15 protein-coding genes and 3 pseudogenes are annotated in these 14,515 nt (G+C 60.9%); 8 read left to right on the forward strand and 10 right to left on the reverse strand.

Annotation, left to right across the window (positions count from 1 at the left end):
* Positions 1 to 54: 54 nt before the first annotated feature.
* From AC6IY7_RS14485 to AC6IY7_RS14495, 3 genes and pseudogenes are all read right to left on the reverse strand, one after another.
* Positions 55 to 219 carry a hypothetical protein gene (locus AC6IY7_RS14485; protein WP_497780091.1) on the reverse strand — a complete coding sequence of 55 codons (165 nt, stop codon included), beginning with the start codon at positions 217 to 219 and terminating at the stop codon, positions 55 to 57.
* Positions 161 to 1,015 (reverse strand): annotated as a pseudogene (locus AC6IY7_RS14490) (TonB-dependent receptor domain-containing protein). Before AC6IY7_RS14490 ends, AC6IY7_RS14485 begins: the two are co-directional and overlap by 59 nt.
* A 245-nt stretch (positions 1,016 to 1,260) precedes the next feature.
* Positions 1,261 to 1,398: pseudogene (locus AC6IY7_RS14495) on the reverse strand (ATP-binding protein); the annotation flags it as partial.
* A gap of 1,062 nt (positions 1,399 to 2,460) precedes the next feature.
* On the opposite strand from AC6IY7_RS14495, the gene AC6IY7_RS14500 reads away from it, so the two are divergent.
* The 5 genes from AC6IY7_RS14500 to AC6IY7_RS14520 are packed head-to-tail and all read left to right on the forward strand — an operon-like array spanning position 2,461 to position 6,513.
* Positions 2,461 to 3,291, forward strand: a complete 831-nt coding sequence (locus AC6IY7_RS14500; RefSeq protein WP_497780093.1) for a PfkB family carbohydrate kinase — start codon at positions 2,461 to 2,463, stop codon at positions 3,289 to 3,291.
* Between the two features lie 55 nt (positions 3,292 to 3,346).
* A complete protein-coding gene (locus AC6IY7_RS14505; protein WP_497780096.1) occupies positions 3,347 to 4,750 on the forward strand; it encodes a toll/interleukin-1 receptor domain-containing protein in 1,404 nt (467 codons plus the stop codon).
* Positions 4,750 to 5,439 carry an 8-oxoguanine DNA glycosylase gene (locus AC6IY7_RS14510; protein ID WP_497782854.1) on the forward strand — a complete coding sequence of 230 codons (690 nt, stop codon included), beginning with the start codon at positions 4,750 to 4,752 and terminating at the stop codon, positions 5,437 to 5,439. Before AC6IY7_RS14505 ends, AC6IY7_RS14510 begins: the two co-directional genes overlap by 1 nt.
* A gap of 14 nt (positions 5,440 to 5,453) precedes the next feature.
* Positions 5,454 to 6,044 carry a 7-cyano-7-deazaguanine synthase gene (locus AC6IY7_RS14515; RefSeq protein WP_497780097.1) on the forward strand — a complete coding sequence of 197 codons (591 nt, stop codon included), beginning with the start codon at positions 5,454 to 5,456 and terminating at the stop codon, positions 6,042 to 6,044.
* A gap of 1 nt (position 6,045) precedes the next feature.
* Positions 6,046 to 6,513 carry a TIR domain-containing protein gene (locus AC6IY7_RS14520; RefSeq protein WP_497780099.1) on the forward strand — a complete coding sequence of 156 codons (468 nt, stop codon included), beginning with the start codon at positions 6,046 to 6,048 and terminating at the stop codon, positions 6,511 to 6,513.
* Positions 6,514 to 6,524: 11 nt separating this feature from the next.
* Here the strand turns inward: AC6IY7_RS14520 and AC6IY7_RS14525 are convergent, their stop codons facing one another.
* The 6 genes and pseudogenes from AC6IY7_RS14525 to tnpB all read right to left on the reverse strand — a co-directional run bounded on the left by AC6IY7_RS14525 (position 6,525) and on the right by tnpB (position 11,006).
* Positions 6,525 to 7,853 (reverse strand): tetratricopeptide repeat-containing protein, encoded by a 1,329-nt coding sequence (locus tag AC6IY7_RS14525; RefSeq protein WP_497780101.1) that lies wholly within the window; start codon positions 7,851 to 7,853, stop codon positions 6,525 to 6,527.
* On the reverse strand, positions 7,837 to 9,321 hold the full coding sequence (locus AC6IY7_RS14530; protein WP_497780102.1) for a tetratricopeptide repeat-containing protein: 1,485 nt from the start codon (positions 9,319 to 9,321) through the stop codon (positions 7,837 to 7,839). Before AC6IY7_RS14530 ends, AC6IY7_RS14525 begins: the two co-directional genes overlap by 17 nt.
* Positions 9,315 to 9,863 (reverse strand): hypothetical protein, encoded by a 549-nt coding sequence (locus tag AC6IY7_RS14535; protein ID WP_497780103.1) that lies wholly within the window; start codon positions 9,861 to 9,863, stop codon positions 9,315 to 9,317. Before AC6IY7_RS14535 ends, AC6IY7_RS14530 begins: the two co-directional genes overlap by 7 nt.
* Positions 9,864 to 9,865: 2 nt before the next feature.
* Complete coding sequence (locus AC6IY7_RS14540; protein WP_497780105.1) at positions 9,866 to 10,282, reverse strand: TIR domain-containing protein; 417 nt, start codon at positions 10,280 to 10,282, stop codon at positions 9,866 to 9,868.
* A 266-nt stretch (positions 10,283 to 10,548) separates the two neighbouring features.
* Positions 10,549 to 10,611, reverse strand: a pseudogene (locus AC6IY7_RS14545) (IS66 family insertion sequence element accessory protein TnpB); the annotation flags it as partial.
* Positions 10,584 to 11,006: an IS66 family insertion sequence element accessory protein TnpB gene (gene tnpB, locus AC6IY7_RS14550; RefSeq protein ID WP_497780108.1), complete on the reverse strand. Its 423-nt coding sequence runs from the start codon at positions 11,004 to 11,006 to the stop codon at positions 10,584 to 10,586. The gene tnpB and the pseudogene AC6IY7_RS14545, both read right to left, overlap by 28 nt.
* 250 nt (positions 11,007 to 11,256) lie before the next feature.
* On the opposite strand from tnpB, the gene AC6IY7_RS14555 reads away from it, so the two are divergent.
* The 3 genes from AC6IY7_RS14555 to AC6IY7_RS14565 all read left to right on the forward strand — a co-directional run bounded on the left by AC6IY7_RS14555 (position 11,257) and on the right by AC6IY7_RS14565 (position 14,181).
* Positions 11,257 to 13,470: a DUF3363 domain-containing protein gene (locus AC6IY7_RS14555; RefSeq protein ID WP_497780110.1), complete on the forward strand. Its 2,214-nt coding sequence runs from the start codon at positions 11,257 to 11,259 to the stop codon at positions 13,468 to 13,470.
* A gap of 115 nt (positions 13,471 to 13,585) precedes the next feature.
* Positions 13,586 to 13,825: an antitoxin MazE family protein gene (locus AC6IY7_RS14560; RefSeq protein WP_497780112.1), complete on the forward strand. Its 240-nt coding sequence runs from the start codon at positions 13,586 to 13,588 to the stop codon at positions 13,823 to 13,825.
* A complete protein-coding gene (locus AC6IY7_RS14565; protein ID WP_497780114.1) occupies positions 13,822 to 14,181 on the forward strand; it encodes a type II toxin-antitoxin system PemK/MazF family toxin in 360 nt (119 codons plus the stop codon). The genes AC6IY7_RS14560 and AC6IY7_RS14565 overlap by 4 nt, the downstream gene beginning before the upstream one ends.
* Positions 14,182 to 14,197: 16 nt before the next feature.
* Here AC6IY7_RS14565 and AC6IY7_RS14570 read toward each other — a convergent pair whose 3' ends face one another.
* Entirely contained in the window at positions 14,198 to 14,503 is a 306-nt protein-coding gene (locus tag AC6IY7_RS14570) for a hypothetical protein (RefSeq protein WP_497780115.1), read from the reverse strand.
* Positions 14,504 to 14,515 lie beyond the last annotated feature (12 nt).

The raw sequence follows: 14,515 nt of genomic DNA on the forward strand, positions 1-14,515 counted from the left end.
GACGCCTGATCACATATTTTCCATCACCTTGCTGTCGCTTTTCGAACCGAGGGTTCAGAATTTCATCGTGAGCCCGAAAGTGACGCTGCGCGGCGCGCCGAGGATCACCTCGCCGGGATAGGACACTTCGGCCCAATTCACATAAGTCTTGTCGAAGAGATTATTGACGCGGAAGCTCGCGTCGACGCCGGGCGTGACATGGTAGGTGAAGGCCGACACCGGCGAGCACATAACCCTCGAGGAAGAGGGTATTGGCGTTGTTGCCCGCGCGCGAGTCGACGAAGCGCAAGCCGAAGCCCGCGTCGAAGGGCAGATCGGCGATGTTGGAATAGGAGGTCCAGAGATTGGCGGTCCAGGTCGGCACATTCGGCGGACGGTTGCCCGTCCCGATCACCAGCGTCGCCGGATCGACGAAGAAGCCGTAGCGCGCATAGGTATAGGCGGCGTTGACCGAGACTTTCCATTGTGGCGTGATCAGAAAATTCGCGGAGGCCTCGACGCCCCGCGACATCTGGCTGCCGATGCTGGACGCGGTGTTCTGCGTCGTCTACGTCAATATGTTTGCGCGGTGAATTTCATAGAGCGCGAGCGTCGCCTCGCCCTTGCCGTCCTGGAACGAGGCCTTGGCGCCGACCTCATATTGGCGCGAGCTGCTCAGATTGAAGTTCTGCGCGGCATTGACGACATAGATCGCCGAGCCGATCGGATCTTTCGCCGTCGTATATTGCCCATAGAGCGAAATGTCCTTCGTCACATCATAGATCAGGCCGACGCGGAAGTCGAAAGGGTGGAAATTACGTCGGAAGCTCGTCGTATTGGAGAATGTGCCGTTCTGATTGTAGTTGACGCGCTCCAATCTCTCGAATTCGTAGCGCGCGCCGGTCACGAGCTTCAGATCGGGACGCAGAGTGAGCACATCCTCGAAAAGCGCGGCGTAATCGTCGATGCGCGTCGGCGAGCGGCGGATCGGCCATTCGCCGGCATAGAGGCCGAAGTCCCCTGGCTCGGTTTCCAAGCGTCGACATAATCGGCGATCGACGCGGTCGGAAAGCCGCGGTCGCGGATGAAATGGGTCGAATTGACGTCGGCGCCGAGCAGGAATTTATTGTCGAAGCCGAGGACCGGACGATCGACCGTCATCGTCAGCGTGTTGTGCTGATCGTGGTACACATAGAAGCGATCACGGGCGATCGTTCCCGCGGGAATGGGATTGCCGAGCGCGTCCGTCCGGCCATTATTGGGGCCGAGGTAAGTGTAGGGCAGGTGGAACAGCAGCGCCCCGCCGGAGCCGCTGAACGGCAGGTAGCCGAGCTCATCGAGGATGACGAGATCGGAATGAACGAGCCGCGCGGCAATCTGCCCGGGCTTGCCCTGATGCTTTTCCGCTTCGAGCGCGTTAGCCGGGCCGAGTGCACCTTCGGCCTGGCGCCGGCGACGTTGATCGCGACCGCGAGCGTGTCGAGACCAAGAGCCCGCTTTGGCCGATCCCCGCCCGCATGTATCGCGCCGAGCGCGGGACGTCGCCGCCCGTCGTGAATTTCGCCTGGACGTTCCTTCGCCGAATCGTCGACGCCGCTCGGGCGCTCGCGACGACGGGGTGAGGGGGCGCTCAAGGCCCGAAATCGCCCCGGATTGTGCCGCCGTGGTTCCGCGGAATTTTCCGGCGCTCTCTCGGCTCTTTGCGCCATCCGTCGAAAACCTTTGTCTCATAAGGCGTCGAATGGCGCGCTGGTCGGGACAAAGACGCGAACATTTATCTAATTGAAATTCATATATAACCTCTCAACAGGCCCCCAAGTGGGGGCAACGCACGAAATTGATGGCTCGTCAGGAGCGATCCCGAGATGGGTTATTCTCTCGGCGCGACGCCACGAGGCACAGCCATAGGCTCGATCAAGGCCAACGGAGTTCTCAGTTCCGGTAATGAGCAAAGAGGCCATGAGCCGGATGCTGTCTGCCAAAACCGGGCGGAGGACGCTGAGTGGTGCTAATTCAGCTGCTTCAGCTGCGAGTGGCGGATCCATTGCAGTGTTAACGCATTCGTTGCAGCATCACCTGCCTGCGGCGGTCTGTTTTTAGACCGATCATTGCGTAGGTATCTGGGCCGATAGCGCCAACGAAGTGAGAGTTCCGATCATGCACATCGTCGGTGGACTTTACAAAGAGGTCTGCGAATTTCCATCGTGGGACGCTGAGTTTGGCTCGGGCGGCCGGGCGGCTGCGGCCATTAGCGCCATCTCGCCAGGCAGCGTTCTCCACACATATACGCACGCGCCCAATGGTCCTGGAATCACAACCCTCCGTAGTTTAGGCGTGGAAGTTCACGCTCAGGCGAGCGGTTCCGGTATCGTGTTCGCATACTTCCACCCGCTCTCAGACCCGCATGTCGAGCCCGCTCCGACAAGCATCTCGCGGCTGCCCCCACTTCGTGTAAGCGGAGACATCGTACTGCGTTTTGGAATGCTCGAGGGCGACGCAATCGTCTCGGCCGGGCGGGCCGTATACGATCCACAGACACGCGGTAATCCTCGGCCGTTCCAGGAAAACGGATCCTTTGCGCGAGAGCTTGCCCTTGTGTTGAATGAGGTGGAAATCTGCGCAATGGCCGGTTGCGACGACACGGCAGTCGCGGCACAGCGTATCTTGGTAAACGATTGCGCTGCAGCGATTGTAGTGAAGCGCGGGACCAAAGGCGCTGAAGTGTATACGGCCAACGGTGCCCGTTCGTATGTACCTGCCTATCGTTCCAGCCACGTCTTCAAAATCGGGACTGGCGACGTGTTCACGGCGATCTTCGCTCACCACTGGGCAGAGCGCGCTAAGCCACCGGAAGAGGCGGCAGACCTCGCATCGCGGGCGGTTGCCGCTTATTGTGAAACCCGTGCATTGCCGACCCGTGAAGGTGCCGGATCGAATATGAAGCCCGTTGGTGGGGCTCCGGTGGGTCCGATCCTTCTCGTCGCGGCTTCTAACACATTAGGCCGCCGCTGGCTCGCTGAGGAGGCGAGGTTTCGACTCGGGCAGCTGGGCGCGGAAGTCGTCGATCCCGTCAGCATTCTGGGCATTGTCGGAAGAGCCGATCGCACACCGTCGGCTGTACTCGCCCTGGCCGAGGGCCTTCGGGAAGAGGATTGGCGGACGGCTACCACGAACGGCGCGCCATTGGTTGTGTTCGCCGAAGCGCTGGCGATCTGCTCGGCTGTGCCTGACCGAGTTAGCGCCACTGTGACAGACGATTTCGCGTCCGCAGCCTATCTCGCCCTATGGTCGGCTTCCTCATTGGTATCTTGAAAACCGTCCCTGAGTATCAGAAGCTGTGCAAGGGTGGGAGGCGGCGGCGCGACAGATGGCCGACATATGCATTTTCTACGCTAGGCAGGATGAAGTCGTGGCGGAGAAGCTGCACACCATATTGTCTGCGCATTGGGACGTGTGGTGGGACCGCGACATAGTCGGATCCTTTTCAGAAGCTATCGAACGAGAGGTCCCGCACGCCGTCTGTGTCGTTCCGATTTGGTCAAACGCCTCCCGCAAAAACGCCAACCTCGGAGATGAGCTACGCCTCGCTATAAAGCACAACAGGCCGCTCATCCCTGTCCGCATTGACGACAGCGACCCACCGTACGGGTATGGGGGACTCAGCTCTGTGGATCTACGTAGTTGGACCGACGGGAGTGAGCACCCCGGGATCCAGAACCTTGCCCATCGAATCGCGCTCACCGCGCCACGGAGGCGTAAGCCCACCCGCCCAGAAAGCATCGGGGGAGGCCGGGTGGAACTGCCCGCATTTTTCTTCTCCGTGTCTTCCTACGAAACCAGATTGCAGCCTCTCGACGCGGTCAGGGCTCTACGCCTCTTTGGAGCTGACACGCTGTTGGTGTCGGCCTACGATCTTGCGTCTGGGCACCGGAGAGCCCAAATCACTGAGGAACTCGTCCGCTTTCGTGATCGCGGTGGCTTTATCCTCGCAGATTCTGGTAATTACGAAGCGACCCGTATCCGTGATCGAACGTGGCGTCCTCGACGGCTGAAGTCTGCGCTTGCTGGGGTTCCAATGGACTGGGCGTGCTCCTTCGACGTGATGAGGCCACCCGTAGATCCATCCGAGGCGGCTGCAAGGGTTGTCGCAGCCGTCGACCGCGACCACAGCAACATCGGCGGGGAGTTGGTTCCGATTGTGCACGCAAGACAGGTCCGCGGTGCAGATCACGATCTGGTCCAACTCCCTAAGGTCATTCACGCAGTCGCGAAGCATCTCGCGCCGCCTATGATTGCAGTGCCCGAGCGGGAACTCGGGTCTGGACTGGTTGAACGAGCCAAGACGGTACGGCGGATCCGCACTAAGCTGGATGAGTTGCCTTTCTACCAGCCCTTGCACCTGCTTGGGACGGGGAATCCATGGAGCATCGCGGTGCTGACCGCGGCCGGGGCAGACAGTTTCGACGGGCTCGAATGGTGCCGGATCGCGATCAACGCTGAAAACGGGATGCTGCATCATCCCCAACATTTCGACCTTTTTGCCTGGCAAGCGAGGGAGGCCGTGTCTCCGGTTACGCAGGCTGCCATCAACGACCCGCGGATTGACTACGCGGGCAAGGTCGCGTTCCACAATCTTGAGTACTTCCGGACGTTCTGCCGCAGGCTCCGGGAGCACTCCACATCCAGCAGAATGGAGGTGTTCATCACAGCTCTGTTGGGGCCGCACAACGTTGCAGAGCTGACGCGTCAATTACCGGAGTTGTTCGCTTGATGCCGTTTACGCCAGACCGCCTTGTGAGTGCGGTCGCCGCTGTGTGCAGTGACATTGTGACTCGCATCGAAACCAATTCTCCTGGCGTGACAGAGCGGCATTTGTGGTGGGAGCTGTCCGCCTGCATCCTCAGCAGCCAAGTTCCGTACTCATTGGCGACCGCGGCGGCGGATGCGATCGACGAAAGTGCCCTCTTGACGAACTCGCACAGTGCTGAAGGACAACTGGCGGCTAAACTAGAGAGCTTACTATCGAAGCCGCTTCAGATAGACGGCCATCTCCGCGCCTATCGATTCCCGAGATCCCGCGCGCGCCAACTGGCAGCCACTCGGTTGGCGGTTACGCGCGCGACGGGCGAACTCGGCAGCCTCCTGGATGGGTTTCCCGACGCCGGGCAGGCCCGCGATTGGTTCGTTCGGCATGCGTCTGGGATTGGCCCTAAGCAGGCGAGCATGTTCCTACGAAATACCGGGGTCAGCTATGATCTCGCCATCCTCGACCGCCATGTCTTAATGTATATGGCGACGCTGGGACTCACCCAATTTCCGATCCGCCACGTCTCCGGAATGCGCCAGTATCAGAGCAACGAGGCAACTCTTCGTGCACATGCCATTAGCCTAGGCTACCCTGTAGGCTTGCTTGATTGGGCGATCTGGATTGTGATGCGGGTCGCCCGAGGCACGCACTAGGAGGCGCTTATAGCATGAGCATCGTCACCCTCGTTTCCGGCGGGCTTGACTCGACACTCGTGGCTTGCCTCGCAAAAGAAGAGCAGGTAGAGCAGTTTCCGTTGTTCATCGACTACGGGCAGCGTGCACGCGACCGCGAACTTGCAGCCTGCCGGAACGCGATGGGCAACCTTGGCCTGCCGCAGCCTCGCGTGGCAAACTTAGCTGGATTCGGCGAGCTTATTCGGTCCGGTTTGACGGACCCCGCACTCCCGATCCTAGAAAACGCTTTCACCCCAGGCAGGAATATGCTGTTTCTGCTCATCGGAGCCGCCTACGCGGCACAGGTGGGAGCCAGGGCTGTTTCGATCGGCCTTCTCCATGAGGAAACGAGCCTTTTCCCAGACCAGACATCCGGCTTCCTCTCTGACACCCAGAGCCTCCTCTCCCGCTGTACGGGACGCCCGATTCAAATCCTCGCCCCCCTTGCGCAGTTCTATAAGCGTGACGTGGTCGAGCTCGCAGGGCAAAAGGGGCTGGTCGGGACCTACTCGTGCCATGCTGGAGGCGACGTGCCCTGTGGCATATGCATCGCATGCCGCGAGTTCGATTTCGGGGAGAGCTAAAATGGGCGGCGGTGGTGGCGGTGCCGGGAATAGACTTGGCGACATCAAGGGCCTTGAAGAGAAGGCAAGGGCGACACTTCGTGAGGGTAAGCGTAACGTTTTTATAAGCTTTGCCGCAGAAGACCTAAATGAGGTTAATCTCTTGCGTGCACAAGCTAAAAACGACCGCAACGACATCGAGTTCAACGACCATTCGGTCAAAGAACCTTACGATAGCAACCGAGCCGATTACATCAAGCAGAAAATCTCGGAGCGCATTGAACGCGCTTCAGTGTGTGTGGTCTATCTGTCGAAGGACACAGCTCAGAGCAGATGGGTGCGTTGGGAAGTCGAACGATCCCTGGAATTAGGGAAGAAGGTCGTGGCCACACATTCGGGTGACCGGCCACCGGCGAACAGCCCGAGCTGGATCCAGGAGAAGGGCATCAAGATCGTCCCATGGTCGGGCTTGGCGGACGAAGTGAAGTAACTGTGAAACAGTCACGCCTTTTTCGCTTTACTGCGCGCTTTCCGGGCGGGTGACTTTCGCCCTTGGCGCTCGAGGGTCGTTGATGAAGCCTTCACGTCCGTACCCAGAGCCGTCAGCGTTGCGATCTTTCCGCTGTTATACGTTTCGATTTCCCATTGGGCCGGGGCTGGGCTGCCTTTCAGAAAGGCCTTTTCATGCTGTTCAGCTTCCTCCGTGTTGCCGAGTGCGAAGGCCATATTAGCCCTGGTCGCCAGGACCCACCGTTGGTCCGACCGCTCGGAGAAAGTTTGGGCCTCCATGATCTCCTTAGTGATCTCATGGACGGCAAGCCTCACCTTTCGAGCGGACATCCTATCGTAAGTGGCCTCGTCAGAGGCGGTCTGTGCCGCCGCGCGGAGATCCAAGCACAACGCAAGGTTCTCCCCATTGTAATAGTCCCGCCTCACCTCAAAACCCCGGCCGTAGCTACGTATTGCGGCGTCGAGCTGGACTTGATCCTTTGTAAGCTCCCAGAGTCGCTTGCGGATTGCTCCGTTGAGTCCAAGGGTTTCGGGATCGTTTGATCGCTCGGGTGCGAGCTCACCTATGATCTCGCGCGCCCGCATCAGCGCCTCCAGCGCGGATGGCTCCTTGGACTTGTAAGTCGCCAGGGCCAACTGCTGGATGATAAAAGGGTCACCCGGTTTTGTTGCCGCGACTGCGGTGAATGCTCTCACCGCGTCGCCAAAACGGCTCTCTCTCATAGCCGCCTCGCCCGCACGCATATGCTCCGAGAGTCGCTCCTGTGCCGCCTCCGTCTCGTTCAGCAGCTCGGCATACTCCTCATCAGAAAGGCGAGGCTGCTGCAGCTTCGGCAAGTATGTATAGACCGGGCTGTCGGGCGTTTGCGACGCCATAACCTCAGCGACGAGTTTTCCAAGTTCGCGACTAGCCCGCGTGGCCTCGCGCTGCCCGATGTCTTGGCCGAGATGTTCGTAGTGAAAGGTGCTGATGTGATTGAGATCGAAGTGGAGCTTCCCGGCTGACTCCTTCATGATGATCGTGGAGTTCGGGCGTAAGGCGTGCCGAACGCCGAGCTCGTAGATCGCGTTCACATTTCCCGTCGAGATGTCCGCAATGACGAGTTCGGCTCGCAAGAGCATCTCGTACATGGCGGTGTCGATAATTCCCGAGTGCATTATCTCGTCCGCGCGGATGCAGCGGAGGTCGTTATTGACAGCAGCGGGCTGGATGATCGCCTCGTAGGTGGCATCGAGGTCCAACGTGCGGCCAGATTCATAATCCGTTTTCTTGCCAAAGCCCATCACTACGAAGCAGATCTTCTTACTTTTCGTATTCACTCTCTGCCTCCAGCGATCGACTCGTCAACGCTGTCACCGGGACTCCTACCTCAAAAAGCTGCTCTATCCTTGCGGTACCATCCTCACCGCATACTCTTGCGGCGACGCGTACCGCCTGAGAGTACATTGACTGCACTCCCCGCGGGCCTTGGGCCTTCGCAAGAGCTTGCCTGTAAAGGGCCTCCGCGCGCGGCAAATCCTTTAGGATTAGGCTGGCTTCCGCCTCTGTCGCCAATCGCCAGTGTTCTACGGCAGCGCCTTTACAGTGCTCCAGCGCCCGCTCAGCCATGTTGCGCGCCGACAATGGCACAGGTTGGTCCAAAGGCGACGCCATGAGATCCAAAAAGGCGATATTGATCGCGTGGTAGTAAGCTTGATCGTGATCGCCACGCCGTTCGGCAGCTTCCAGTCCCTGCAGATAGAGTTCCCGTGCGCGGTCGAGGTCGACTGCTGAACGCTCCACTAGCCATCGCCGTTTCAACCTTCCTGCGAGGATACCGATCGCATCCGTGGTGGATAGACTTCGGTCCCCTTGGCCGTGCCTCTCGAGGATTTCCAAAGCCTCTTGACCTCTGCCGAGACCCTCAAGGGCGAGCGCAAGGCTGGCGAGCGCTGCTTCGTCCAATTCAGCTGCGCGGGGCAGGAGGATGTCCGCGGCCTCGCGGAAGCAGCCGAGTTCGAGCGCAAGCCGGGCTCCGTCAACGGCTCCCGGCACCTGGCCTGCACCGCTTAGCATTTCTACGAGTAACCTGAGCCCACGGTGGTCGGGACAAGTAGGTCTGATGATGCCGAGGTGATCGCCTGGAACGACGGCACGGCAGGCGTCGGGAAACGGCCCCAGCGAGGAGGTGGCAGGTACGAACTCGTCTATATCGCCGGCGACGGCCCTGAACGCGAAAGGCGGGGCGGAGCCGACCCGCGAATTCCAGTCTTCTCGCAGCTTGGTGACGAACGGTCCGTCCGAGGCCATGTCCTTGAATTGCCGCTTCAGGCCGGATACTAGTCCAGACTTCCGCAATCCAGTGCTAGGAGTGCCGAACAACACTACATGGCTAACCTTGCGGCGAAGGGCCTCATCATCGAGCAATGCTCTCTGGACGATAAGGCCGCCCATGCTGTGGGCGACGAGTGCCAGGCATCGGTAGTCTCGGAGGGGAGACAACGAGAGCGCCGTGCGCAGCGATCTGGCGGCGATATCAAGGTCTGGATCCGCAGACCAGACTTGCGGAATGTCCACACGCAACGAAGACGGATAGCCGATCCCGTACACGTCCCACGTCCGGACTGCGGGCTCGGCAAGCAGATGCTCTAGAAAGGGGCGCCAAGTTTGGATCGTCTTGCCAGAAAAGCCATGCAGGAGGACGATGGCGGTCCGGCGGCCACTCGAACGATGCGAAACCAGCGTGGGCTCTGTCGCATTTGGGTAGCCAAGAATCGGCCGGACGATCTGGAAAAGCCACGTCAGCATGTCGGAATCGTTACCTCTGCAAACCCCGCGGCGGTCGCTAAGCGGCGGAATTCCGCCGTGGCGTCATCGCCATTCCGTGGCCGGCCCTCCCAGACGATCATCGCCAAGTGCCGATGGGATCCCGAGGCAACTTCATGGATGATCGTGTGGTTGGTCCGGCGATAAGCGTTCTCATCTCCAGGTCCGCAGTCGAGGACGGTCAAATCACCCGACGCACGGGCGTCGGCGATAAGCCGATCATAGAGAGTCCCCCAGTCACCCGGCCGGTCGATCACCGAAGTGCGTCGAAAAATAGCCGTGTCGAAGGGCAGAATGACACGGCGGCGAATCCCAAGCTCCTCGGCGGTAGCGAGCGCAACAAGATCTGCGCCACACGCAGCAGAGCAGACAAGCTCAGTCACCCGATGATGCACGAACGCCTTGGTCAGCGCAGCCTTCACGGCCGGGACCCGGTCAAGGGGAAAACGGGCGTCGGACGCCTCAGCGTCGTCAATACGACGACCCGCCAGCGCTGCGATTGTGATTGGGTGCTCCGCGCCCAAGGCTAATACCCGATCTTTGCAGCCTTTAATGCTTCGATGATGCGATCCCTCTCGAAGCTGGTCGCCCAGGCAGTGCCGCAGTTGAGCAGACCAGGTGGCGTTACGTTCTCCTTGGCGAGCTTCACCGCAGCAATCTTCAGCTTGATGTCGGCCTGCTTTGCGCGATCGATCTCCCAGGACATCCAATCGCTCCGGTGCGACTTCGAACCGACGAGGACAAGCAGGTGCGTCGCCGACTTCATCATCCTGGCAAGCGCCGATTTGATAACGGCAGCCTCGTCGCTGCCGATCGCGACATTTGGGCCGCGGCTGTCCATCTCAAACTCAAAGTCGGGGTTCGCGTCCCAAGCCTGCAACAAACGCTTGTAGTGCACGTCCTCCGAGTGATCATAGCTGACAAAAACTTTCGGCTTTGCCATAGCGCTAACGTCTCCATGTGATCGAATCCTAGCGGATTGTACGCGAGTCGTGCAGCCATTGAAACACGAACTCGGCGGCTATTTGGCGCTCTGAGATAGGAACTAAGAAGGGTCATCGCACCTCGGGGGCACAGGTATGACCGCTTCAAAATGAAGTGAAATGAGGCCTTTCGTAACGAAATGCAACGATCCGAAATTGGCCGGCTTGCCTCCATCCGTCTCGCGTCTTGAAGGTGGTTCTTGCCGTGATCGATCCTTTTCGAGAAAAGGCACAGCCCGTTGCCGTCCCAGAACAGGGTCTTCAGCGTCGAAGTCTTCTTTCCTCGCAAGGCGAGAGGGGGCCCGAGAACGGGTCTTTCTCAAGCACCTCTTGGACCAGCATGGCGAGGCCGTCCATGCGCTTGCGCATGTCCGCGTAGCCGAGCGCCAGATGCACCTTCACGCCCACCGGAACGACCATCATGGCGCGTCCCTGAACCGCGTCGACATGCATCCGAACGACTTCGGGATCGCTGCCAATAGGTGTGAACACGCGTCGTCCGTCGCTCAATTCGATAGCCGTCATCCCGTCAGGAGCCTGCATGAGGTTCTGCAGAAGATGCACGACCGCCACGCCGTTCGGCAGCTCGACGGGCGCAAGTCGAGCGCGCTTCTTCTGCGCAAAGTCGAACTGCGATCGCCATCGGAACAGAGGGCCGGTGACGATCCCATGCTTCCGCGCCACCGCCGAGACGCTGACTACCCAAAGGATGTACGAAGACCGAACGCTTAAGACCGCCCGATTAAGACGGCAAGATAAAGCGAACTGACGTTCGCACCTCGCGGGGCTCGTAATTTGTTGTCTGCACATTGGTTTTTGCAGGCTACGAATGCGCAGGCATGATACGGCGCGATGTGTGGCGGTTTCCGCCAGAATCGAATTTGTTCGTATTTGCAGCGTGATAGACGCCGGCGTTCGAGAGGCGCCACGTGGCATGTCCCGCCGGCTCTACGCTACAGCGGGTATTTTCACGCCTGACTGCGATCGGCGTTCGATGGCGGTTGCGCAGGCGGATTTTGACGCCGATCGTCTCGCCATGGCGAGCAACGACAGAGACGATTTCCACATTCGACCCGGCCGGTCCCGAGCTGGCGGAAGGAGCGTCCGTCCTCGCTCTCTTTCCTTCGTCCGGCAGGTCGAGATCGCTGTTCGCAAGGCCGGCGGCAATCCGAGCCGGATCGGCCGAGGCTCCGCGGACGCGGTCGGCCGGAAAGGAGGAGAAGGAAGCGGCCGGTTCAACGCGCGGGGACGAGGCGCGAAGGTGGCGGCGTCGCTGCCGAGAGACGGCGGCGGCTGGCGGCGCGACTCCGCCGGACTGTTCCGATCGCGACGTGTCGTCGTCAAGGCGCGCGTCGTGAAGCTCAACCCGCAACGCGGAACGCGCGGTCCAAAGATGCACGGCGCCGCGAGCAAGGCCGTCGACGCCCATCTCCGCTATCTCGAACGCGATGGCGTCACCCGCGACGGCGAGAAGGGCCGCGCCTATTCGGCGACCGAGAACGAGGCGGACGGCCGCACCTTCATCGAGCGCGGACGCGACGACCGTCATCAGTTCCGTTTCATCGTCGCGCCGGAGGATTCCGCCGACATGGCCGACCTGCGCGGCTTTACCCGCGACCTCATGCGGCAGGTGGAGAAGGACCTCGACACGGGCCTCGACTGGATCGCCGTCGACCATCACAACACCGGCCATCCTCACACCCACATCATCGTCCGGGGCGTGCTCGACGACGGCCGCATCCTCAATATCGCCGGCGACTATATCGCTCATGGCGTTCGTCACCATGCGAGCGAGCTGGTCACGCTGGAGCTCGGCCATCAGAGCGAGATCGAGCTTCAGACGAAGCTCGCGAATGAAGTTGCGGCCGAGCGACTGACGCGGCTCGACAAGATGCTGATCGCCGAGCAGCGCGAGCATGGCGCCGTCGATCTCAGGCCCGCCGAGGACGCCTCCTTTCTTGTCCGAGAGAACCGGGCGCTGCTGCTCGGCCGCGCGCGGCGTCTGGAACGCTACGGCCTCGCTGCCGAACTCGAGACGGGGCGGTGGGCGATTTCCGACCGCGCGGAGCAGATGCTGAAGGAACTCGGCGTTCGCAACGAAGCGATCGAGACCATCCGCCGGGCGCTGGCCGGTCACGGTCTGGCGGAGGAGCGCGGCGTCGCCCAATATGTTTGCCACGGGGAGACCGGAAAGGAGCAGATCGTCGGCCGGGTGCTGGCCAAAGGGCTGGCTGGCGACGAGTTGAGTGAGCGAGTCTATCTCATCGTCGACGGCGTCGACGGACGAGTCCATCACATCGAGTTCGCCGATCCGACCCGCATCGAGGAGGTCGGCCGAGGCATGATCGTCGAAGCCGCGCCCGCCGTTTCCGGTCCGAGGCCCGCCGACCGCAACATTGCCATCGTCACGGAGGACGACGGCGTCTACCGCCCGAGCGCTCATCTCGAACGCATTCGCGAGAGCTTCGAGCGGCAGGGCAAGGACCCGGAGGCATTCGTCCGCTTCCATGTTCGCCGGCTGGAGGCGCTGCGCCGGGCCGGGCATGTCGAGCGCGTCGACGCGGATCACTGGCGCGTGCCGAAGGATATCGTCGAGCGTGGCCAAAGTTATGATCTGGCCCATGGTGGCGACGGACTCCGCGTGCGCACGCTCTCGACCTTCGACGTCGAACGGCAGATCGCGAGCGACGGAGCGACGTGGCTCGACTGCGAACTCGTCGCCGACAAGCCGATTCCGTTAGCAGAAGCAGGCTTCGGTCGCGACGTGAAGAATGCGCTCCACCGGCGTGCCGAGCGGCTGGTGGAAATGGGCCTCGCCAAGGATAACGGAAAATCTATCTCCATCTCGCGAAGCGCTATCGCTGCGCTGGAGCGGCGGGAGGTGGAACGTGTCGGCCGGCAGATGGCCGCGGAGCGCGGCTTGTCGTATTCGCCGAGCGGGCCGGGCGAATATGTGTCGGGGCGGATGGCGGGCGTCGCGAATCTCGCCAGTGGGCGCTTCGCGATGATCGAGGACGGCCTTGGCTTCCAGCTCGTGCCTTGGCAGCCCGTTCTCGAGAAGCGCATCGGCCAATATCTCAGCGGCGTTCACCGCGATGGCGGCGGCATCGAGTGGAATCTCGGCCGGAAACGCGGGCTGGGGCTGTGATGAAAGCCTCGAGCCCCGTGGAGGCCCGGCCGCGACCCGAGCCGATGCAAAAAGTCGGGATTGTCGAAACGCAACGGCTCGTGATAGGTTACATGTAACCAATAGGAGACTGATCATGGCCTCGGTAGCGAAGCCCAAGCCCTCCCGCGTCAAGGTGCGGGATCACCGCGAGCGCCTGCGCGCCCAAGGGCTGCGCCCTATACAGATTTGGGTGCCGGATGTGCGCGCCGCTTCCTTCCGGGCGGAGGCGCATCGCCAGTCGCTCGCCGTCGCTATGAGCCCCCATTCTCTCGACGACCAATCGTTCATCGATGCGGTGTCGGTCATCGACATCGATGACAACGGTAACGAATGAGACGCGGCGACATCTGGACCGTTGCCGGCGGCAAGGACTACGCAGGCAAGCCGCGCCCTGTGGTCATCCTACAGGATGACAGTTTCGACGCGACGGACTCCATCACTATTTGCGCTTTCACGACAGACGAGACGGACGCGCCTCTGTTCCGTCTGCCCGTGGAGCCGAACGAGCGCAACGGATTGCGCGTGCCCTGCCGCTTGATGGCGGACAAGGTCACCACCGTTCCGAAATCGAAGATCGGCTCACATATCGGGCGCTTGGACGAAGAGGACATTTTGCGTCTCAACCGAGCGGTGCTCGTCTTCCTCGGACTCGCTGTGTCGCCGAGACCTCGGCGCGCACGGCGATCATGAGTTGGCCGTCATCCGTTCACCGTCTCGATGGCAGTGCGTAGGAAAGCGCATCCCGGAGTAAAATTAGGCCATTCTTGTTCGAGATCGAGCGCGCGATCCTGCCGGGATGTCGCGAGCGCGTGCAAATCCTCTCGATCCTCGCTGCGTCGGCGCCGATCGCCGCGTCGCGTCGACGCGGATTCGAGCTCGGTCGAACATCGATCCAGAAGCCCACCGAGAACTCGAAGCCTGGACTGTCACCGATGATTGGCCCGAAGATGTCCCGGTCACGCGCGCCGAAGTCGATGTAATCGAGGCGTGGCTCGGCGACTTGTTCGACCAACGATTCGGACCA

This window comes from Methylosinus sp. is20ea, assembly GCF_059718135.1.